This is a genomic window from Mesorhizobium sp. M1396 (assembly GCF_040317725.1).
Taxonomy (GTDB): Bacteria; Pseudomonadota; Alphaproteobacteria; order Rhizobiales; family Rhizobiaceae; genus Mesorhizobium.
The window spans coordinates 10,677-30,586 of the sequence record NZ_JAMYLA010000068.1; the positions used below are offsets into that span (position 1 = coordinate 10,677).

Here is a 19,910-nt window from a genome sequence, read left to right on the forward strand (position 1 = left end):
GATGACCGCTTCATCCGCAAACCCTCTGCGCAATCTTCCGTCGGTCGACCAAGTGCTGAGGACCCCGCTGGCGGCGGCCGCAATCGAGCGCTTCGGGCGGCAGGCCGCGGCGGAGGCCATTCGCCGAGCCGTCGCCGATGCACGAATGGCCTCCCGCAATGCCGGAGCCGTCGTGCCGGAGGCAAACGATCTTGCCGGCGACGCGCTCGTGCAGCTCAGGGACGGCGAACGCTCTTCCCTGCGTCCCGTTTTCAACCTGACCGGAACGGTGCTGCACACCAATCTCGGACGAGCCCTCCTCGCGAAAGAGGCGGTCGAGGCTGTTCGGCTGGCGATGCTCGAAGCGGTGGCTCTCGAATTCGATGTCGAGAAAGGCGAGCGCGGCGAACGGGACGATCATCTTCGATCGCTCGTTTGCGAGCTGACCGGAGCCGAGGATGCAACCGTCGTCAACAACAATGCGGCTGCCGTCCTTCTCGTCCTCAACACGCTGGCGCTCGGTCGCGAAGCGATCGTTTCGCGAGGCGAGTTGATCGAGATCGGCGGCTCTTTCCGGATGCCCGAGATCATGACGCGCGCCGGCGCCAGGCTTGTCGAGGTCGGCACCACCAACCGCACGCATCGCAAAGACTATGTCGAGGCGATCGGCCCGGAGACCGGGCTCATCCTCAAGGTGCACACATCGAACTACCGGGTCGAAGGATTCACGGCTGAGATCCGGGCACCCGAGCTCGCTTCAATCGCCAAGGAGCATGGGATACCGATGGTCCATGATCTCGGTTCGGGCACGCTGGTCGATCTAACCCGCTACGGCCTTGGGCGCGAGCCGACCGTGCGCGAGGCGGTCGCCGACGGCGCCGATCTCGTCACATTCTCCGGCGACAAGCTGCTTGGCGGTCCGCAGGCGGGTTTCATCGTCGGCCGCAGGGACCTGCTGGCAGCGATCAGCCGCAACCCGATGAAGCGGGCGCTTCGGGTCGACAAGCTTCGTTTGGCCGCGCTCGAGGCGACGTTGAAGCTCTACCGCGACCCCGACCGCCTGGCCGAGCGCCTGCCGACGCTAAGGCTGCTCTCGCGCTCGGTGAGGGAGATTGCAGCGCAGGCAAAGCGCCTTGCTCCCCTGGTTGCTGACGCCGTGGGCGAAGCCTTTGCGGTCGACACGGTGGAGTGCCGGAGCCAAGTCGGATCCGGCGCGCTGCCGCTCGAAACTTTGCCAAGCGCCGGGCTTGCTCTCAAGCCGCGCTCAGGGAGCGGCCGGGCGCTCGAAGCCCTTGCGGCTGCGCTGCGTGGGTTGGGCGTCCCCGTGATCGGGCGCATCGAAAACCAGGCGCTCGTGCTCGATTTGCGCTGCCTGGAAGACGAGGCGACCTTCATCGCCAATCTAGCCGGCCTAAATCCGGGAGGAACCGATGCGCTGGCTTGACCGCCTCGCGCGCCGCCCAGCCGAGACGCCTTTGGCCGCACGCATGACCGAGGCCCTCGCAGCCGCGCGGCGAGGCGATCATGCCGTGGCTCTCTCCATATGGGAGCCGCTGGCTCACCGGGGCGTTGCCCGCGCTCAGAACAATATCGGCGCCTGCTTCGCCGAAGGGCTCGGCGTCGAGCGTGATGTGGATATGGCCCTTCGCTGGCTGACGCTCGCAGCCGAGGCATGGGATCCTGTCGGGCAAAGGAATCTGGCGTCGCTCTATTTCCGCGGCGAAGGCGTGCAGCAGGACTTTCGCCGGGCGGCCGAGCTCTATCGGGCCGCAGCGGAAACTGGCGACGGACCCGCGCAGGATATGCTGAGCTGGATGCTGCTGGAGGGCGAAGTGATGGCTCCCGATGCCGGCGAGGCGCGACGCTGGGCGCTTGCCGCGGCCGATCAGGGCATCGCATCCGCGATGACCCGGATCGGCATGCTTTATCACAATGCGCTCGGCGTGCCGCGCGATCCGGACGAGGCTGTCCGCTGGTGGCGCCGTGCTGCCATGCGAGGAGACGCCGAAGGGCAGGCAATGCTCGGCGCCGCCTGCCATCTTGGCACGGGCGTGCCGGCTGACGCGGTCGAGGCGCTGGTTTGGCTCCTGCGTGCCGAGGCAGGCGGCAGCGCCCTTGCCAGCCGCTATCTGGATGCGGTGCGGGCCGAATTGAGCGCGGGCGATGCCGCCGAGGCCGAGCGTCGCGCCGCCGCGCCGTTGCCGGAGACCGCATCATGATCGTCGGCACGGCGGGACATGTCGATCATGGCAAAACTGCGCTGGTGCATGCGCTGACCGGTATAAACACCGATCGTTTGCAGGAGGAAAAGACACGCGGCATGACCATCGATCTCGGCTTCGCCTATTTGCCGGTGCCGGGTGGGGACAGCATCGGTTTCGTCGATGTTCCCGGGCATGAGCGTTTCGTACACACGATGCTCGCCGGCGCCAGCGGCATCGACTTCGTGTTGCTCGTGGTGGCCGCCGACGACGGCGTCATGCCGCAAACCCGGGAGCATCTCGCCATCGTCGATCTGCTCGGTGTCAAGCGCGGCGCCGTCCTGCTTACGAAATGCGATCTGGCCGGTCCCGAGCGCCGCACCGCGGTGGCGAGCGAGATCCGCGCAGTAGTTGCCGGGACGATGCTTGCCGAGGCCCCCCTGATTCCCGTCTCGGTCGTTACAGGCGAAGGTATCCATGAACTCAGGTATCTCTTGTTCGAGGAGGCGTCGCGTCTTGCCCGGCGTGCAGTTTCGGGCCGTTTTCGATTAGCGGTGGACCGCTCGTTCACGCTGCGCGGCGTGGGCACCGTCGTGACGGGCACCGTGCTTTCGGGTTCTCTCGGTATTGGAGACAACGTGGTCGTAAGCCCCTCGGGATTGCTTGCGCGGGTTCGATCGATCCACGCCCAGAACCGGCCGGCTGAACGTGGTCGGGCGGGAGACCGCTGCGCGCTCAATCTGACCGGCGAAAGGGTTATCAAGGAGGCGATCCGGCGCGGCGACGTGATTGTCGATCCGAAGCTTCACGCGCCGACGGACCGGATCGATGCAAGCCTTCGCGTTCTGCCGGATGAACGCAAGCCGATCGGCCAATGGTTGCCGGTGCGGCTCCACCATGCCGCGACGGACGTCGGGGCACGCATCGTACTCCTCGCAGACGAACCGATCGGGCCTGGCGGCACGGCCAATGTTCAATTGGTGCTGGACAGTCCGATCGCGGCCGCTGTCGGCGACGTTTACGTGGTGCGCGACACCTCCGCGCAGCGAACCATCGGCGGCGGATATTTTCTCGATCTGCGGGCGCCCAGCCGCAAACGCCGCGCGCCGGAACGGCTGATCCAACTCGATGCCCATGCGCTATTGGCGCCCGAACTGGCCGCCGCCGCACTCCTTGATGCGCCGCCCCACTATTTCGACCTGAAGGCTTTCGCTCGCGACAGGGCGCTTAGTGACTGCGAGACGGAAGGCCTGATCGATCAACTCGGGCTTGTCCATTTTGCCGTGGGAGAAATGCTTCTCGTGCTGTCGCCGGAGCGCTGGTTGCGATTCAAGCGCGACTTGGCCGCGACCCTGGAGACCTTCCATGCCGACAATCCGGATTTGCCGGGCGTAGGAATGGAGAGACTGCGTATTGGGCTTGATCCACGTCTGCCGGCGCCCGCTTTCACGGCAGTTCTGCGGAGCCTTTCGCACGCTGGAGAAGTTGCCTTGGACGGTGCCTGGGTGCGGCTGCCCGGTCATGAGGCGCACCTGACGGCAAAGGATGAAACTCTCTGGCTGCAAACCCAGCCTCTCATCGGCGGACCCCAACGGTTCCATCCGCCAAGAGTGTGGGATATTGCCGAGGCGCTGGCCGCGCCGGAGACGGAAATCCGGCGGCTTCTGAAGCTTGCCGGCCGCATGGGGAAGGTCCACGAGGTCGCTCATGACCACTTCTTCCAGCGCGAGGCGTTGGCGCAGATCGTCGAGATCGCGCGCGACCTCGCTGCGTCGATGCCTACAGACGAGTTCACCGCTGCTCAATTTCGCGATCGCGTGGGCAGCGGACGCAAGGTCGCCATCCATATCCTCGAATTTCTCGATCGGCACGGCGTGACGCTGCGGCGGGGAGACTTGCGCCGTCTGAACAGGCGCAGGCTGGACCTGTTCCGCCTGACAGGCGAGGGTGAGCCGCCGATGACGCAAATTTCTGGAGGAGCATCGTCCCCGGTGGGGCGTCCGGACTTCAAATCCGGGAGGGGCCGCGAGTCGGTCTCTGGTGGGTTCGACTCCCACTCTCTTCCGCCATCCCAGTGAGCCAAGATGAACCCGACGGCTTCCTTTCTGAATGACCTGAAAACGACGGCTGAGACCGCCAGGACAACCGAAGCAAGCTTCAGGCGACAAGCGGCCAATCAGATCGCGGTTCTGGAACAGGAGCGCGCTTTCGCCTTCAGGCGGCTCAACCTCATGCAGGCGATCTCGGACGCCGTGGCCTCGGCCGAAAGTGAGGAGATCGCCGTGGCCAGCGCTTTGGCCGTCCTGCGCTTGCGGCTCGGCTGGAATGCGGACAGCGAGGCGCGCACGGAAGCGATCACGCATTTTGGCCCCGTTGCGCTTGCGTTGTTCCAGGCCGCGAAACTGCCCGAGGACGAACCCGCCACCAATATCGGCGAGGCCCTTGCGATTTTTGAGCATTGGTACTCCGAATCCCGGGGATCGCCGTTCTGGCTGCTGTTCGAGCACCAGATCGTGGACACGCCGCTGGTCGATTTTTGACCGCCGGACTTTTCTGCGTACCCGGATGTGAAAGCAGAGAGCGCAACGTCGCTTTTTTGCCGACGACACGATGCGGTAACCGGCGCCTCGGTCACCGCCGCAAGCAGCTACCTTGGACGCGGAACGGATTCATGCGACGCCTTGGGTTATTGCTTCCATCTGGCTTTACTAAAACCGCTGCGCACTTTTGGGCGACATGTACTAATGTCCGGTTCCCGCAGCCTTTTGCCGACGACACTTGACCGCCTCCAGCAGTTCGCGCTCGCTGGTGTGAACATTTTGAAAAATGGCCACGACCATCACTGCCAAGATTTCGGCGTCCGGGTCCAAAGGGTCGAGATGTTCATTCGCGCAGACCCGATCGAACACGCGTTCGCAAATAGCCAGATCGTGAGGGCTGAGGCAGGAATGATTGAAACGCCGACGCAGCATCTGTGCGAACCTTTCAGGGCCCGTCGCCCGTGCTTTGCGGCGGGCTTTTTACTGATGAACCGCTGACACGATGGAATGATTAAGTGACAATGCCGTCCACAGGTGTATTGGAATCAGTTTACCTGCTGCCTGATGATTGTTCTGTTAAGAGTCCCAAAATCAGCGCGCACTCACGAGCTCTATATTGCCCGGCAATCATAAGCTGGTTGTAATCTTGCCGCTTGTCTTCCGGAACGTGAAATCCGCGTCGAAATTCCGCCGCTTCTTTCGCAGTTCGTGTACAGCCGAGTTTGCTGGCGGTGACCTTCAAACTCGCCAGCGAGCATCCGATCTTTGCCGCAATAGCTTTCAACGGCTCATTGTTGCCGTATCCCTCAAGAATTATCTTGCGACGATCTTCGCTGTTGAGCTTTGTGTTCATTTTGGTGACATCCTCAACTACTATTTAACGATGTCAGATTCTATACGCATCAGGTCGAAGAGTGTCGTTATCTTCGCATCCAGAAACTTATCTCGGAATGCATTTCTTGCTGTAATCCAGCGTGATCACCGTTTCGGTCGACTCGAGTTCCGCCAGCCTTGCCAGATGCCTGAAATACACCACATGATTGAGAGGGGCATGGGCATACCCGATTCGGATATGGCACCACGCGATGGACACTAAGAGGCAAGACGAGGCTCCTGCGAGGCAGCCGCGGGACCGTGATCGACGTCGTTGGTCGCGCGAAGGTCAACCCCGCAATGAGGCCGCTCCATCGTTCGCGCCGGCGCTCGAACCTCTGCCCTTTTCAACGCTCGAGCTGGCGCCAGGGGATCAATTCGCCGCTTGGCAAGCGCAAATGGCGCCGCTTGTCGAGGTCAGGTTGCCGGATGACAAATCGCCGGACGATGGTTTTCCCGCCGACCACACAGCCTGGAATCTCGGTGGCATGCTGATCGTTCAACAGCGCGCGCCGGCACATAGCTACATGCGTTCCGCCGCGAAGCTCCGATCCAGTTCGATCGACCACTGGTACATCGTCTTGCCACGTACAGGCCGGTCGTGGACGGAGGTCGATCGCCGCGTTGCGGAAAACCAGCCGGGCAAGTTGGAGTTCAGATCGCTTGGCTACCCGTTTCGCGGGAGGGTAACGGACTCGGAAAGCCTGTTTCTCTATCTGCCGCGTGATTTGTTCTCTGATGCGGCGTCAACCCTCGACGCAAAGAACAATTCAATTATGTCCGGCAACTTTGCCAACCTCTTTGTCGACTACGTCAACAGCATAGAAGCAAGACTGCGCAGTCTCACGGCTGAAGATCTGCCCCGCATCGTACACGCAACACGCAGCATGGTCATTGCCTGCCTCGCGCCTCCGGCGGAACATGCCGCGGCCGCCGAACAATTGGTGAGTGTCGCGCTGATGGAGCGAGCGCGTCGATACGTCCAAAACAATCTGGATGCGGCCCACCTGGCACCGGATTCAATGTGCCGGGCGCTCGGCGTATCGCGCTCTCGTCTCTATCAATTGTTCGAACCGAGCGGTGGTGTTCTCCATTACATACAAAGTCGCCGACTTCTGGCAGCCCATATTGCGCTTAGCGATCCGGCGGACAGCCGGCGAATCGTCGACATTGCTGAGGCCTTCGGGTTTAGTTCAGCGGCTAATTTCAGCCGAGCATTCAGCAAGGAATTCGGTTACAGCCCCCGCGAAGGCCGCGGTACCGTGGTGTTACCGCGCCCCGCCCACTCTGTTTCGCTTGCTGAACACGAGAAGGCGTCTTCCTTTGAAGGTTGGCTCAAAGCGCTCGGAAGCTGAGCACAAGTTCGGCGATGGTTGAGATGGGACGTGCTCAAAACAGGAAGGCCACGCCGCATCATGGACCAGAATATTTCGTGTTGCGTCCACCACGCCATCAATCATATAGCCAATTCGTAACAATTCCCGACTTATTAACCAACTGTGGCTGTTGATTATTATCGCTGAGAACCACAGCGGAGCACGCATTGCACCTGCGCCGTATGCTGCACTTGTTAAGACCGCGAGTTAAAAGTTTGCCAAGCTTGATAGTTATGTTATTTCTGGACTGGGCGACGTGGATTTGCGCCGCTTATGGAGGTGGCTCTTGGCTCCAGAGGCATCAGGCGTCGGCAAGGGGAGTGAGGGGCCTTCCTCAAGCGATGTTCGACGTCCCGGCGAAGCGCTTCTCGCTGACCTTTTGGCCAACACGACCGAACTTTTGTCGTTCTACGACCGCGACTTCTGTCTGACCCACTACGCAACCAAGCTCAGGGGCATGTACGGAAGCGCGGTGACGCCGGGTGCCGCCCTTTGGGAGATCTACCCGAGCTTCCTCGATGCGAGGTATCGCGACGAGTTTCTTCGCGTGTTCCATGGCGGCTCACCGGCAAGCATCGATTTGCCGCGGTCATCGGGCGAAGTGCTGCGGTCCGTTTTTGTTTTCGCCGCTGCAAATGGTGTGGGAATCATTGAATCAAGGGAGCGCGATGGGCGCAGCGTGACGGACGAGCAAGAGCATGTAATTTTGCTCCATCAGGCGACGCATGACGTGCTGACCGGACTGCAGAATCGGCGGCGATTCGGCGAGCAGCTGCAGCAAGCGCTGGCGGCCCTCGGCGAACTGAAGCCGAAAGCCGCCCTGCTGCAGATCGACCTTGACGATTTCAAAGCAGTCAACGACACGCTCGGGCATGGAGCAGGCGATACGCTTCTTCAGCTCGCGGCGGGTCGTATCCGCGACGCGCTGCAGGATGGCGAATCGGCATACCGGTATGCCGGCGATGAGTTCGCTGTCATCCAATTGGGAAAAGAGCAGCCAGCAGAAGCTGAGCGCCTCGCCGGATCGCTGGTCGACGCGTTCAAGAACCCGTTCGTCATCAACGGCATTCCCGTCTTCGTCGGCTCGAGTATCGGAATTGCTTTCGGGCCGGAGCACGGGACCGATGGCGAACAACTGATGAAAGCCGCTGACATTGCCCTTTACGCGGCCAAGACAGATGGACGCGGCTGCGCTCGAACGTTCAACCGTTCGATGCTGCTCTTGCTTGAGCAACGCGAGAATCTGAGACGCAGCCTTCGAACCGCGCTGGAGCGGGGCGAGCTTTATCTGGAGTATCAGCCGCTCATTCGGCCTCCCTCGTCGGTGATCGGTTTCGAAGCGCTGCTGCGGTGGCGGCACCCTGAGGTCGGAAACATTCCTCCCAGCGTGTTCATACCGATCGCCGAAGCCGACGGTCTGATGGACGAGATTGGGCGTTGGGTGCTCGAGGAAGCCTGTCGCCAGGCGTTGACGTGGCCTTCCTCGCTGACGGTCGCGGTGAACCTGTCACCAGCTCAGTTCCTTAGCGGTTCGCTGACGGACACCGTCGCCCAGATCATCGACGCAGTTGGAATCGAAGCCGACAGACTTGAACTGGAGATAACGGAGACGGTCCTGCTTGAGAAGACGATCGACAATATCGATACGTTGAATACCCTGAACGTCCTGGGAATACGAATTTCGCTCGACGATTTTGGAACATACTACTCGTCGTTAAGCTACCTTAAGAACTTTCCCTTCGATACTTTGAAGATCGATCAGTACTTTATTGCGGACCTGGAGACCAACCTCAAAAGCCAAACGATCGTGCGATCGATCATGAATCTGGCGCACGGCCTAGGGATAAATGTCACTGCCGAGGGAGTCGAAACATCGGCACAGGCACGGTGGCTGATCAAGGAAAATTGCGATTGCCTGCAAGGTAATTACCTAGGACGGCCGCTCGGAGCCGAGGCGATCAGCGATTTCATCAAGCGGTCCCCGCCGAGGGTGGTACGAGCGATGCAGGAATCAAATCGGGCGCACTAGCGCCTTGAACCCTTTGTTAACGATGAAGTGGAGATTTGTAGAACGATCGAGGCGGATACCGCGCAATTCTTTGGGTCGGTGCCAGACTGACTGACCACGGGCGGTGACTCTTTTCGTCGCGGAGGCCATCACCCCGCGGGGGTTCAATACTGATGGAACAAGTGAGGATGCCGATGGGACCTGTTCATCATGACCTGGCTGGCGGCGGACCGACCTTTGAACCCATGGTCCAGATCGACATGGAAATCAAAGCTTTTGTCTCCGCTTGGAGACACTGCGATTATGTCTCGACATACATGGCCCGGATGATCAGCCAGAACAGGTCCGACTCGGTCCGGCATTCAAATCTCTTTTCCTCCGCCTTCAACGAATTGCTGGAAGTCGCCTTTCGCACGCGCCATGCCGATGGCGAACTGGCATGCAGGGTGTCTCGCCATGGCGCGACGGATAGGATCGAGTTGACATTTCCTTGCGTACCGGAAGAGCGCCAATTCTACGAAGAAGCCGTGTCGCAACTTGCAGGAATAGAGGCCAGAGAGCGATACCTCAATTCAGTGTCTGGGGATCTCGCGCCGAGCCGCGAGGTCATGCTCCTGGAACTGGCTGTCGACTACAACGCGACACTCTGGATCGAGGAGGCCGATGGCGATGCAATCAAGCTTGTCGTGGATCTTCCGCTCGAGGGCTTGCAAAATTGAGCCCCTACGACCTTCTCCCGCGCTTTAAGGCGCAATACGACGCGAACAACCAGGAGTTCTCCATATCTGGCGTGGTGCGGCCTCAGGCGATCGATGAGCTTGGACCCAGCATAGCATTGCTTCGCGATGCGATCGGCCGTGTGCGCGGCGTTCTCTACGTCAATGTCAGGCGCCTGACGCAGATGAACAACGCCGCGTTTCACGCCTTTTCGAGGATCATCATCGACGCTTGTCGCGCTCGACCCGATCTCAAATTCGTCGTCATCACGTCGAGCGTCGTCGGATGGACCTCGCGAAAATTCGGTCGCCTGAGCGGAATTGAACCGAACATCACCGTCGAGGAGTATGACACCGAATTCTATCCGGGCCAGGGCTTTCTAGAGGAAGGCGGGTTCGTACCGATCCTGCGTACTCAGACAAAGATGACATGGCGCCACGAGCGCGCGATCTTGCCGCGACACGGGATGAGGCCCGGGATCGTCATGGCCGACATCTGTTGCGGGATCGGCGATTTCGCTGTGCTCGCGCAGAAGGAGTTCCAGCCATCGCGGATCGTCGCCCTCGACCACTCCAGATCAAGCCTGAACTATGCTCGACGAGTGATGCGGGAGTTCGACATCCGGGGCATCGAATATACGTATGGCGATGCGTCGGAGATGCTGCTCGACGAAGCTCAGTTCGACTTGGTCACCTGCCGACATTCCCTGCAAATCTTCAATCGCCCTGAACTCATCCTCAAGGAGCTCTACCGCATATGCAAGCCAGGCGGTCGGGTCTATATCACCAACGAAAAGAATTCGCATTGCCTCGGCGAGCCGCGCGCCGAAAGCATTCGCTGGACCTACGACGAGGTGGCGAAGCTGTTCGGGCATTTCGAGATGGACGTCGAGCTTGGGCCCAAGAGTCGGCGATACCTGGTGGAAGCCGGATTCGAAGACATCCTTGTGGAGACCTTCATGGTCACTAACCTGGACGGCGATCCGCAGGACTTCGCCGATGTCATCGCAGCCTGGGCGGATGTCTATGCGGGCGAGATGGCGACCAGACGCGGCGATGGACCGGAGTTCGTCGCGCGGTTTCGGCAGGGCTTCGAGGACCACATTTTCGCTGCGCTCCACCCCAAGGGTTATGCGGGTTGGCCGATCTGGGTCGCATCGGGGCGACGGCCGCAATGAAAGCCGACGATGAGGGTACGCCGCGCTTCGGCCTGCGCTCCTTTCGAGCGAAATTCGTATTGGTCGTTGGTGGCGCCGTGCTGTTCGACCTCCTCTTGAGCGGTGGCCTGGCGCTTTGGAACGTTCAAAAGCTGTCGCGCGATGCCACATCGGAAGTCGGTGAGGGCCTGACGACCGCAAACCAGGAATACATTCGTTCCTATGCCGAATCGACAGCGCTGAGCGTCGACCTGCTGCTCGATCGAGTTCATGGGGACGTCAAGGCGCTGGCCGGCGTGCTGCAGGCCCAGATCGACGATCCAAGCAGGCAGCAACAGGTCGGAGCCACCCTTTCGCAGCAGGCTCCCGGCTCGGTAAAGGTCGTCTATGACGCGCGGGGCGATTGGGCACAGAACCTGCCGGGCGCGCCTTCCGTGGTGAGCGTCTGGGGCTACCTGCTGGGCGCCGACCACAGTCCGCTGCCAAGCGTTCAGCAGGAAATAGAAGACAGCACCGTCCTGGACCTCGTTGCGCCGACGCTCATGGCCAGCGGATCGTCCAAACTGCAGATGTATTATATTGGTCCAAAAGAACGGCCGATATTCAGGACCGTGCCGTATACGGACCAGGCACAGACATTCGACAAGCTCTATCCGGGCCACAACAAGGCGGAATTCTGGGAGTTCTTCTTTCCGGGTATCTACGGTTCATGGCAGCAATGGGCCAGGGATCCAGCCTCTCGTCCCGTCCCCGACGACATTACCCAGACAGCGCCCTACACCGATGCAATCACGGGAAAGCTGATCGTCAGCTTTTTCCATCCGCTGTGGACGCGCGATCACACCGGTATCGCCGGTACGGCGGGAGCAGACATCACTCTCGACCAACTCGCGGAAATCGTCGGACGCGTGAAGATCGCTGAAACCGGATTCGGCTTTCTCACGATGTCGACTGGCAACGTGGTGGCGATCAATCCGTCGGGCCAAGCAATCATCGGCCTGACGTCATCGAGCGATGCGGGCAGCCAGGGCGTCACTGGCCTGGAGAGGTCCCTGCGGGGAAGCACGCAGCCGGCTATCGCGTCGCTGCCTCTCGACCGGAACAATGACGGTGTCATTCAGCATATCATGCTCGACGACAAGGGCGAACGCGTACCCTACATTGTTGTCCTCAAAAGATTGAAGCCAACCAATCTGTGGAGTTCGGGACCGATCAAGTCCGAAACGATGTCGGTCGGGATCGTCGTTCCCGAACGGGAGATCTATGCGTCCCTGTTTGCCGCGCAGGAGAGTATTTCCCGCGCAACCAACCGTATCCTGCTTTTTCAGGTCGCCGCGATCATCGTTTCGCTTCTGATAGTTTTTGCCGCCGTGCTCGGAATTTCGAAGCGGATCACCGCGGGTCTCAGGGCGCTCGCCAGCGCCGCCCAGCGGCTCCAGTCCAAAGATTATTCGGTCCGCGTGAGCATTCCAACGCGCGACGAGGTTGGAGCGGCGGGAATCGCTTTCAACCGGATGGCCGAGCAGATCAGCTTTCACACGGAAAACCTCGAGCAACTCGTCGACGAACGAACTAGGGAACTCGGGGACGCCAATCAGGAGATTTCCGCACTTAACGAAAAGCTGCAGGACGAGAACGTCCGCCTTGGCGCCGAACTCGCGGTCGCCAGGCAGATACAGATGATGGTCCTGCCGAAACAATTCGAACTCGAAGCGATTCCGGGGCTGGAGATCGCGGCCTACATGCGGCCGGCCGACGAGGTCGGCGGTGACTATTATGACGTCCTGCAGAACGGGTCACGGGTCAAAATCGGCATCGGCGACGTGACCGGTCATGGTCTCGAGAGCGGCGTGCTGATGCTCATGGTCCAATCCGTTGCACGCGCGCTGCAGGAGACCAACGAGGAGAATCCGCGCCAGTTTCTGGATCGGCTGAACAGAGCGATCTACAAAAACATCGAGCGAACGAACACCGGCAAGCATCTCTCGCTGGCATTCCTTGACTTCGAGGATGAGCGGGTCACGCTATCCGGCCAGCATGAGGATGTCCTCGTCGTGCGTGCGGACGGGGACGTCGAACGTATCGACACGATGGATCTGGGTCTGCCGGTTGGCCTGGAGAATGACATCTCGAAGTTCATTGCCACGCGCGACATCGTGTTCGGGAGCGGCGACGTGATCGTGCTGCACACGGACGGAGTGACCGAGGCGGAAGACCAAGACAGAAAATTGTTCGGATTCGAGCGCCTCTGTGAGAGCGCACAAAAGCGTCACGGCAGCAGCGCCGAGGACATCAAGACCGGCATCATCGACGATCTGATGGCCCATATCGGGATCCAGAAGATCCACGACGACATCACCCTCGTGATCATAAGGCACACATAGCCATGACAACGCTGTTCGGGACCCCTGACGTTGCAATCGGGATGAAGGAGAGCGTCAGTCGCGTGCGGCTGTTCGACGGACCTCTCGACTTGAGTTGGCGTCATTGTGCCACGACCTCGGACTTCATCGCCGATCTTTTCGCGTTGCGCTTCCGGTCGTCCCGCAATGACTACGTGGAAGTGCGGCACAGCATTGGATATCTGGTCAACGAACTCATCGAAAATGCCGTCAAGTTTCGCGCACCGGGTGAGATCTTGATTGAGGCGTCGATGGATTCGGAATGCTTCAAGCTCAAGGTGTCGAATGACGTCGATGGTGAAGATGCGTCCGAGTTCCAAAGTCTCCTGGCGGACATCACGGTTGGCGACCCCATGGACCTGCTGATACAGCGAATTGAAGCCAATGCCGCGAACCCCGACGTAGGAGGCTCCGGACTTGGATTACTGACGTTGATGAGCGACTACGGCGCGCGCCTGGCTTGGATATTCAGCGCCGCCGACGAAAGCGATCGGATTTATGTGGAGACATATGCCTCCATTCCGATCTCGCAAATTCACAACTAAATGAAACGAAGCTAGGCTATGGAAATCAAGACAGACGACTACCGCGTATGGACTGAAGGAAGCGAAATTTTTTTCGACGGTGCAATGCGGCTTGCCAGTTCCGACGCCGGTGCGCCTATCACGGCACTGGCGACCAGCGTGCTTGCCTCGAATCCCGCTTCCATTACGCTCAATCTGAAGGACCTTCACTTTCTCAACTCTTCCGGCATCAACCTGCTGGCGAAATTTACCATCGAGGTGCGCAAGCATCCCGATGTCCGACTCGTCGTGCGTGGAACGCCCGACATACCCTGGCAATCAAAATCATTGCCGAATCTGAAGAAGCTGCATCCTGCTGTGGTGCTTTTGATGGACTAATCAGGTCGCTCGAAATTAGCCAAAAGACTGCGTGGTGCAAGACCGCCGCAACGAGCGAGATATGTACGCCAGGACAAGTATGTGGATGCGAAGCTAACGACAATCCGGCTTGGTGCGCAGATGCTCGCAATGGCTCGGCGGGGCCTCGGCACAGGCGGCAGGCGTCCAGGTTGGGGGGATGTCGGGCTGCCTGTGCCGAACAGCCGCCGCTGCGCGATCAAAGGTGGGGTCATTGAGTAAGCGTGCCAAGGTGAACGGCGGCCGGCTGGAGTTCATTCCGCCGCAGATCCCGACTCGGGTCAAGGAGCCGCCCGAAGATGAGGGGTGGCTTCACGAGGTCAATCTTGACGGCTACCGAACGCAGATCATCATCGATAAAGGAGGTGTGCGTCTTTACAGCAAGAACGGCCGTGACTGGACCACGAAATACTGGCCCATCGCGCTGGCTGTCGAGCTGCCATGCCGGGCTGCCATTATCGACGGCGAGGTCATTGTGCCAGGCGAGCAGGGCGCTCCCGATTGCCCTTCGCTGGAAGCCGCGATCTGGAACGAACCGAGCCGGCTGGTGTTCGTAGCGTTCGACATCCTCCATCTCGACGGTCGCAATCTAGGCTCCTTGCCCCTGCTGAAGCGCAAGCAGGCGCTGTGGCAACTGGTTGAGCACGGCCTCGGCAAGATCCAGTACAGCGAGCATTTCGAGGGCAGTGCGCTAGCGATTTTTCGTGCCATCGAAAAGGTGGGGCTCGAAAGCATTATCTCGAAGCGCGCCGACAGCCGCTACAGGAGCGGACCGTCGAATACATGGCTGAAGGCCAAATATTTCGAGGGACCCGATTTCTGAGCTTCGACGACCGCTTCTGGCGCAACCGCGACCTCAGGGTGGCGCCAGCAATGTCCGCTTCTGATACGCGGTCAAGTCGGCCGGAATGACCGACATAGGGCGCATGGCTGACAGGCGTCATTGGGCCGCACGCGAGCTGCGCATTCCTGACCAGATAACCAAAGTGGCGGAACTCGCGGGCGGCTATGGGATCGAGTTCCGTGGACCGGCCAAGTGGGCCGATTGAGCCGGAAGTTCCCATAAGAAGGTAGCGCAGTGTTCCCGCGTCGCTTCTTCATGCGGCTCCGGAGGGGGCTCGATATTTCGCAACTGCTCTGTCAGGCCCGGCAATCAGCTCGATGCAACGACCGCTTCGGCCAGACGGTACTGCTCTTGTGCCCGCCGAGCGAGCCGGGCCACCATCCGCTCGATCTCTCCGTTCTGCACCTTGAGGAGGACAGGTCGCGGAGGCCGTCGACTTCGAGGTGCCGATGAGGTTTCTGCTCCCGCGCGGCTTGACGAGGTCGAACATGATCATCGGTGCGCAACCGGCGCAGCGGTTCGTTTGAAATAGTATCTCATCCCAGTGTGTGTGCACGCAGCGATTTGTTCATGGCCGTTGCCACGCTACTCAGATTGGTGGGAGCAGGAAGCTTTGTCTACATAGGCTTGCAGGGTTTCTTCGCGGCATCGAGCGGTCCGAAAATGGCTGTCTCCTCATGTGACTTTGCGGAACAATTCGATTGCCGGCGAGTTTCCAACATGAAGGGCGATCTGTTTCGGAGGAAACGGGATGAAACGCGTCCTTGCCCACAATGCGGTGCGACTGATGCTCGGCGGTGTAACCGCCTGCCTGCTCACGATCGTCGAGATTCCCAACCCGATTACGCCATTGCCGCTTGTGTCCGAGGCAAGGGCCGCCACCCAGATTTCGATCAGCACATTCTACGAAGACCTGTCTTCCCATGGCGATTGGATCTCGTATCACGGAGCGACCGTTTTCGTGCCGGTTGATGTGCCTGACGATTGGCGTCCGTATACGCTTGGACACTGGGTCTATACCGAGCAGTATGGCTGGCTCTGGGTGTCCGACGAGCCATTCGGTTGGGCGACGTACCATTACGGCCGATGGGGCTATGCCGACGATATCGGCTGGTACTGGGTTCCGGGCACTCGCTGGGCGCCAGCATGGGTGAGCTGGCGTCGTGACAGGGAGCACATCATTTGGGCTCCGCTGCCGCCGCGCCGTGATCCGGATTTGATTTCAATCGAGATAACCTTCGACACCACGCCGGATTATTACTGGGTGGTGGTCCCCACCCGCGAATTCCTTGCTGCGGACGTTTCTGTCGTCGTTATCCGTGATGAGTCCGAATTTGTGCGCATTGCCGAGGCGGCCGAGCCGGCCGGCGACGTGACGATCCAGAACAACGTGATGATCAACAAAGTCATTGATGTTGATGTAATCGAAAAGGCGACGAACCAGAAGGTGACTGCCGTCAAGGTCAGCAAGACCGACGCGCCCGAGCAGTCCGGCAAATTGGAAAATAATACGGTCGCGGTCTTTGAAGGTGAGGTGAAAGCCGACCCCAAGGTCAAACCAGCCAAGCTCAAAGACATTGAGGAGGTGAAGCAGGTTCAGGCTGGCCGGAAATCGAAGCCGACCGAAGGCGCAGCAAAGACCGAACAGGCCGAGCCGGAACAGGCGGCCAAGCCTGAGAAGCCGAAGGGCAAGAAGCAGCCCGCCGCCGAGCAGCAGCAGACCGAGCCGGAACAGGCGGCCAAGCCTGAGAAACCGAAGGCCAAGAAGCAGCCCGCCGCCGAGCCGCAGCAGACCGAGCCGGAACAGGCGGCCAAACCTCAGAAGCCGAAGGCCAAGGAGCAGCCCGCCGCCGAGCAGCAGCAAGCCGAGCCCGAGCAGGCGGCCAAGCCCAAGCCACAGAAGCAAAAAAACAAGGCGTGCGATCCGCAGACTGACGCGAACTGCTAGCTGTGCGCGGCACCGCGATTATTCCATCGCGGTGCCGCTGAACGGCAATGCGCGAAAAGCTGCGAACCCTCGCCACTTTCCTTCGCTGCCAGCCTGCTCTCCTCTATACCGGCTGGAAGCGCGGAATGCCCGTCAACGAACATAGGGTAGGCATGCAACCCGAAGAGGGTGAGACGTCACCTCGCGCCCGAGGCTATTTCGAAAGGCCTGACATTGTCTGTTCCCCATCCTAGGTTTGTCTCGGCAGAGGTCGTTATCCAGCAATCGCCATGAGCACCCGCGGTGCCGACTTTCTATTCAAATGGATTTCCGAACACATGCCGGAAGGGCCAACCGACGACCCGGGCCGGCTTGTAACCGATATGGCAGACCAGGCCCTGCGGGCGGCGGCCGTCGAAGGCATCCCAATTCAGGAGATCGATGAAGAGATCGGTAGCGTTTATGAAGCGATCATTCATGCCGTTGAACATCGCGACGGCGGTCTCGCGGATTAGAGATTTTGTGATTGCCTCAGGCGGTTCGCGGTCGCGACGAGGCTGCAGATATGGACTATTGAGTTTTGAGCAGGTGCCAGCAGCGCGCCTGTCTTTCCCCCGGACTCGCCATATCTAAATTTTTCTAAATTAGCTATGCCTTATGGAACTTTGGTGCGGGCGTTTCATTTTCATCCGCATGCGAGCCTCTGTGATCCAAAGCGTCGGGACGGGAGTGAACGCGTCGCCGCGCTACTCGCTGGTCCTGCCGATATATAATGAAGAACAAGTGCTGCCGCGACTGATCGAACGGATCAGATCACTGATCAGTCGGCTGGACGGAGAGACCGAGGCGATTTTTGTCGATGACGGTAGCCATGACGGCAGCGTCAAATACCTTCGGCGGGTGGTCACCGCCGAACCTCGCTTCCGGCTTATCGAGCTTTCCCGAAATTTCGGACACCAGATTGCGATCACGGCTGGCATGGATGCTGCTGAGGGGGATGCCGTCATCGTCATGGATGCCGACCTGCAAGATCCACCGGAGGTCGTTCTTGATCTCGTGGCAAAGTGGAAGGAAGGTTTCGAGATCGTCTACGCCCGCCGTGTCAAGCGCGAGGGCGAATCCTGGTTCAAGCGGCTTAGCGCCGATCTTTTCTACCGTTTCCTGGAGAAGATGACGCCGGTCAACATCCCGCGCAACGTCGGGGACTTCCGCCTGGTCGGCCGCCATGCGCTGGATGTCTTCAGACACATGCCTGAACACGATCGCTTCGTCAGGGGCATGTTCGGCTGGATGGGATTCAAGCAAGCGGGGGTGCCATTCGAACGCCCCCCGAGGACCATCGGCCAGACCAAATACCCTTTCTGGAAGATGATGCACCTTGCCGTCCACGCCGTTGTCAGCTTCTCGGAAAAGCCGCTCCACTTTGCGCTTTGGGGCGGATCGGCCATTTCCGCACTTGCGCTGGCCTTTGGCGCTTATGCCGTGTTCGCCTGGATTTTTGAAACCGGCGTCATTGCCGGCTGGACGTCCACCGTGGTGATCGTATCGTTCCTGTGTGGCATCAATCTTTTCATGACCGGCGTGGTCGGCCTCTATGTCGGTAGCATCCACGCCGAGGTGAAACGCCGCCCTCTTTACGTGATCGATCGGCTTACCGGCTTCGACGAGCCGGTGCGTGCCATCGCTGGTGGGCGCCGGAGATCGTTTCGCAAGCCCAAGAACGGAGTCGCTCCCGGTGTCCGAACTCTTCGACAGCTATAGATCCAGTTACGGAGAGACGATCGATGGGTCGATCCGCTTTTCCGGACTCAAGCACGATTTCTTTTTGGTCGCAAAGGCCGACCTGCTGCGGCGCCTAGTCGCCGAGCGAGGACTTCGTCGGCGGGGAGCCATGGTGCGGGCGCTTGATGTGGGCTGCGGTGTCGGTTCGCTCCATCCTTATCTAGACGGCGCTTTCGAGCGCCTGGATGGCTGCGACGTGTCGCAAGGGTCGATCCAGCGCGCCAGCGAGGACAATCCGGGCGTCGTCTATAGGACATGCACCACGACGGGCCTGCCTTATGACGACTGCGTGTTCGACTTGGCTTTTGCCAGTTGTGTTGTTCATCATGTTTCGCCCGCATCCTGGCTCGATTTTTTTCGCGAGATGCGACGCGTCGTGCGGCAAGGCGGCGTCGCCTGCATCATCGAGCACAATCCCTATAATCCGCTGACGCGTCTGGCGGTGCTCCGGTGTCCGTTCGACCAAGACGCGGTCCTGCTCAACGCGGTCAAAGCAGCGGCCCTCTTTCGACAAGCAGGCTTCAGGGAGGTTCGATCCGAGCACTTCCTGCTGCTCCCGTCGACCGGCGGGTTCGCCAGAAAGGTTGAGCGTGCCCTCGCGCCGCTGCCGCTTGGAGCCCAGTATGCGTGTAGTGCGCGCGTCTGAACATCGGTCCGCCGGCGGCTCCGCCCTAAAGCTTCTGGCGCGCTTCGGCCTGGTCGGCATCGCCGCCACAATCCTGTATGCCGCCTTGGCGGCCGCCTTTGTCAAATCGGAACGGTTCGGCTTCAGCCCCGTCCGAGCGTCCCTTGCAGCTTACGCAGCCGCGGCGTTGTTTTCCTATCTCGCGCATAGGTCAGTAACCTTCATGTCGCGCGGGTCGCATAGATCAGAGGCTCCGCGATTTCTCTTGCTGGCGGCGATCGGTTTGGCCATCGCCTATGGCGCGCCGGCGCTTTTGACGGCGAAGCTGGGTCTGCCGCTCATCTTTCCCATCATGATTACCTGCTTGCTTGTGCCCGCGATCAATTTCGTCGTGCTCGACCGATGGGTTTTTGCAGAACACATTCCCGATCAGTCCGGCGATGGCTGACGCGTGATCCGCCAGAAAGATTGCCGTTCTAACCCGGATATCTCACACTGTCTTTTGGCGTAGGTCTGAAGCGGGGATTTTGCGAGCGCGTGAGTTGCAGGCAAGGGCTGTC

18 protein-coding genes, 1 tRNA gene and 1 pseudogene are annotated in these 19,910 nt (G+C 60.1%); 19 read left to right on the top strand and 1 reads right to left on the bottom strand.

Features of this window, described 5'->3' with window-relative positions:
* The first annotated feature begins 1 nt into the window (after nucleotide 1).
* The 6 genes and pseudogenes from selA (at nucleotide 2) to NKH02_RS30300 (ending at nucleotide 5,218) form a co-directional block, all read left to right on the top strand.
* Nucleotides 2–1,423, top strand: a complete 1,422-nt coding sequence (selA, locus tag NKH02_RS30275; RefSeq protein ID WP_352883321.1) for an L-seryl-tRNA(Sec) selenium transferase — start codon at nucleotides 2–4, stop codon at nucleotides 1,421–1,423.
* Nucleotides 1,410–2,198: a tetratricopeptide repeat protein gene (locus NKH02_RS30280; protein ID WP_352883322.1), complete on the top strand. Its 789-nt coding sequence runs from the start codon at nucleotides 1,410–1,412 to the stop codon at nucleotides 2,196–2,198. The genes selA and NKH02_RS30280 overlap by 14 nt, the downstream gene beginning before the upstream one ends.
* Nucleotides 2,195–4,030: pseudogene (gene selB, locus NKH02_RS30285) on the top strand (selenocysteine-specific translation elongation factor); the annotation flags it as partial. The gene NKH02_RS30280 and the pseudogene selB, both read left to right, overlap by 4 nt.
* A 123-nt stretch (nucleotides 4,031–4,153) precedes the next feature.
* Nucleotides 4,154–4,249 (top strand) — tRNA-Sec (locus NKH02_RS30290).
* Nucleotides 4,250–4,411: 162 nt separating this feature from the next.
* The gene (locus tag NKH02_RS30295; protein WP_352823130.1) at nucleotides 4,412–4,720 is read left to right on the top strand and encodes a hypothetical protein; all 309 of its coding nucleotides are present in this window, start codon (nucleotides 4,412–4,414) and stop codon (nucleotides 4,718–4,720) included.
* A 204-nt stretch (nucleotides 4,721–4,924) separates the two neighbouring features.
* Nucleotides 4,925–5,218 (top strand): hypothetical protein, encoded by a 294-nt coding sequence (locus NKH02_RS30300; protein ID WP_352869584.1) that lies wholly within the window; start codon nucleotides 4,925–4,927, stop codon nucleotides 5,216–5,218.
* Nucleotides 5,219–5,270: 52 nt separating this feature from the next.
* Here the strand turns inward: NKH02_RS30300 and NKH02_RS30305 are convergent, their stop codons facing one another.
* Nucleotides 5,271–5,573, bottom strand: a complete 303-nt coding sequence (locus NKH02_RS30305) for a hypothetical protein (RefSeq protein ID WP_352883323.1) — start codon at nucleotides 5,571–5,573, stop codon at nucleotides 5,271–5,273.
* A gap of 232 nt (nucleotides 5,574–5,805) precedes the next feature.
* Between NKH02_RS30305 and NKH02_RS30310 the strand changes: the two genes are divergently transcribed.
* From NKH02_RS30310 to NKH02_RS30370, 13 genes are all read left to right on the top strand, one after another.
* Nucleotides 5,806–6,948, top strand: coding sequence for a helix-turn-helix domain-containing protein (locus NKH02_RS30310; protein WP_502913877.1), 1,143 nt, complete (start codon nucleotides 5,806–5,808; stop codon nucleotides 6,946–6,948).
* Nucleotides 6,949–7,255: 307 nt separating this feature from the next.
* Nucleotides 7,256–8,998, top strand: coding sequence for a putative bifunctional diguanylate cyclase/phosphodiesterase (locus tag NKH02_RS30315; protein WP_502913079.1), 1,743 nt, complete (start codon nucleotides 7,256–7,258; stop codon nucleotides 8,996–8,998).
* Nucleotides 8,999–9,171: 173 nt separating this feature from the next.
* Nucleotides 9,172–9,696 carry a ubiquinone biosynthesis methyltransferase UbiE gene (locus NKH02_RS30320; RefSeq protein ID WP_502913081.1) on the top strand — a complete coding sequence of 175 codons (525 nt, stop codon included), beginning with the start codon at nucleotides 9,172–9,174 and terminating at the stop codon, nucleotides 9,694–9,696.
* Nucleotides 9,693–10,871 carry a methyltransferase domain-containing protein gene (locus tag NKH02_RS30325; protein WP_352869576.1) on the top strand — a complete coding sequence of 393 codons (1,179 nt, stop codon included), beginning with the start codon at nucleotides 9,693–9,695 and terminating at the stop codon, nucleotides 10,869–10,871. The genes NKH02_RS30320 and NKH02_RS30325 overlap by 4 nt, the downstream gene beginning before the upstream one ends.
* Nucleotides 10,868–13,234 (top strand): SpoIIE family protein phosphatase, encoded by a 2,367-nt coding sequence (locus NKH02_RS30330; RefSeq protein ID WP_352883325.1) that lies wholly within the window; start codon nucleotides 10,868–10,870, stop codon nucleotides 13,232–13,234. The genes NKH02_RS30325 and NKH02_RS30330 overlap by 4 nt, the downstream gene beginning before the upstream one ends.
* A 2-nt stretch (nucleotides 13,235–13,236) precedes the next feature.
* Nucleotides 13,237–13,797 carry a slr1658 superfamily regulator gene (locus NKH02_RS30335; protein ID WP_352869574.1) on the top strand — a complete coding sequence of 187 codons (561 nt, stop codon included), beginning with the start codon at nucleotides 13,237–13,239 and terminating at the stop codon, nucleotides 13,795–13,797.
* Nucleotides 13,798–13,815: 18 nt separating this feature from the next.
* Nucleotides 13,816–14,154 carry a slr1659 superfamily regulator gene (locus NKH02_RS30340; protein WP_352663269.1) on the top strand — a complete coding sequence of 113 codons (339 nt, stop codon included), beginning with the start codon at nucleotides 13,816–13,818 and terminating at the stop codon, nucleotides 14,152–14,154.
* Between the two features lie 232 nt (nucleotides 14,155–14,386).
* Nucleotides 14,387–14,995 carry an ATP-dependent DNA ligase gene (locus NKH02_RS30345; RefSeq protein ID WP_502913080.1) on the top strand — a complete coding sequence of 203 codons (609 nt, stop codon included), beginning with the start codon at nucleotides 14,387–14,389 and terminating at the stop codon, nucleotides 14,993–14,995.
* Nucleotides 14,996–15,767: 772 nt separating this feature from the next.
* Complete coding sequence (locus NKH02_RS30350) at nucleotides 15,768–16,964, top strand: DUF6600 domain-containing protein (RefSeq protein WP_352883327.1); 1,197 nt, start codon at nucleotides 15,768–15,770, stop codon at nucleotides 16,962–16,964.
* A 269-nt stretch (nucleotides 16,965–17,233) separates the two neighbouring features.
* Entirely contained in the window at nucleotides 17,234–17,458 is a 225-nt protein-coding gene (locus NKH02_RS30355) for a DUF768 domain-containing protein (RefSeq protein ID WP_352883329.1), read from the top strand.
* Nucleotides 17,459–17,636: 178 nt separating this feature from the next.
* Nucleotides 17,637–18,704 carry a glycosyltransferase family 2 protein gene (locus NKH02_RS30360; protein ID WP_352883330.1) on the top strand — a complete coding sequence of 356 codons (1,068 nt, stop codon included), beginning with the start codon at nucleotides 17,637–17,639 and terminating at the stop codon, nucleotides 18,702–18,704.
* Nucleotides 18,679–19,371, top strand: a complete 693-nt coding sequence (locus NKH02_RS30365) for a class I SAM-dependent methyltransferase (RefSeq protein WP_352869566.1) — start codon at nucleotides 18,679–18,681, stop codon at nucleotides 19,369–19,371. Before NKH02_RS30360 ends, NKH02_RS30365 begins: the two co-directional genes overlap by 26 nt.
* A complete protein-coding gene (locus tag NKH02_RS30370; RefSeq protein WP_352883331.1) occupies nucleotides 19,337–19,798 on the top strand; it encodes a GtrA family protein in 462 nt (153 codons plus the stop codon). The genes NKH02_RS30365 and NKH02_RS30370 overlap by 35 nt, the downstream gene beginning before the upstream one ends.
* Nucleotides 19,799–19,910: the final 112 nt, after the last annotated feature.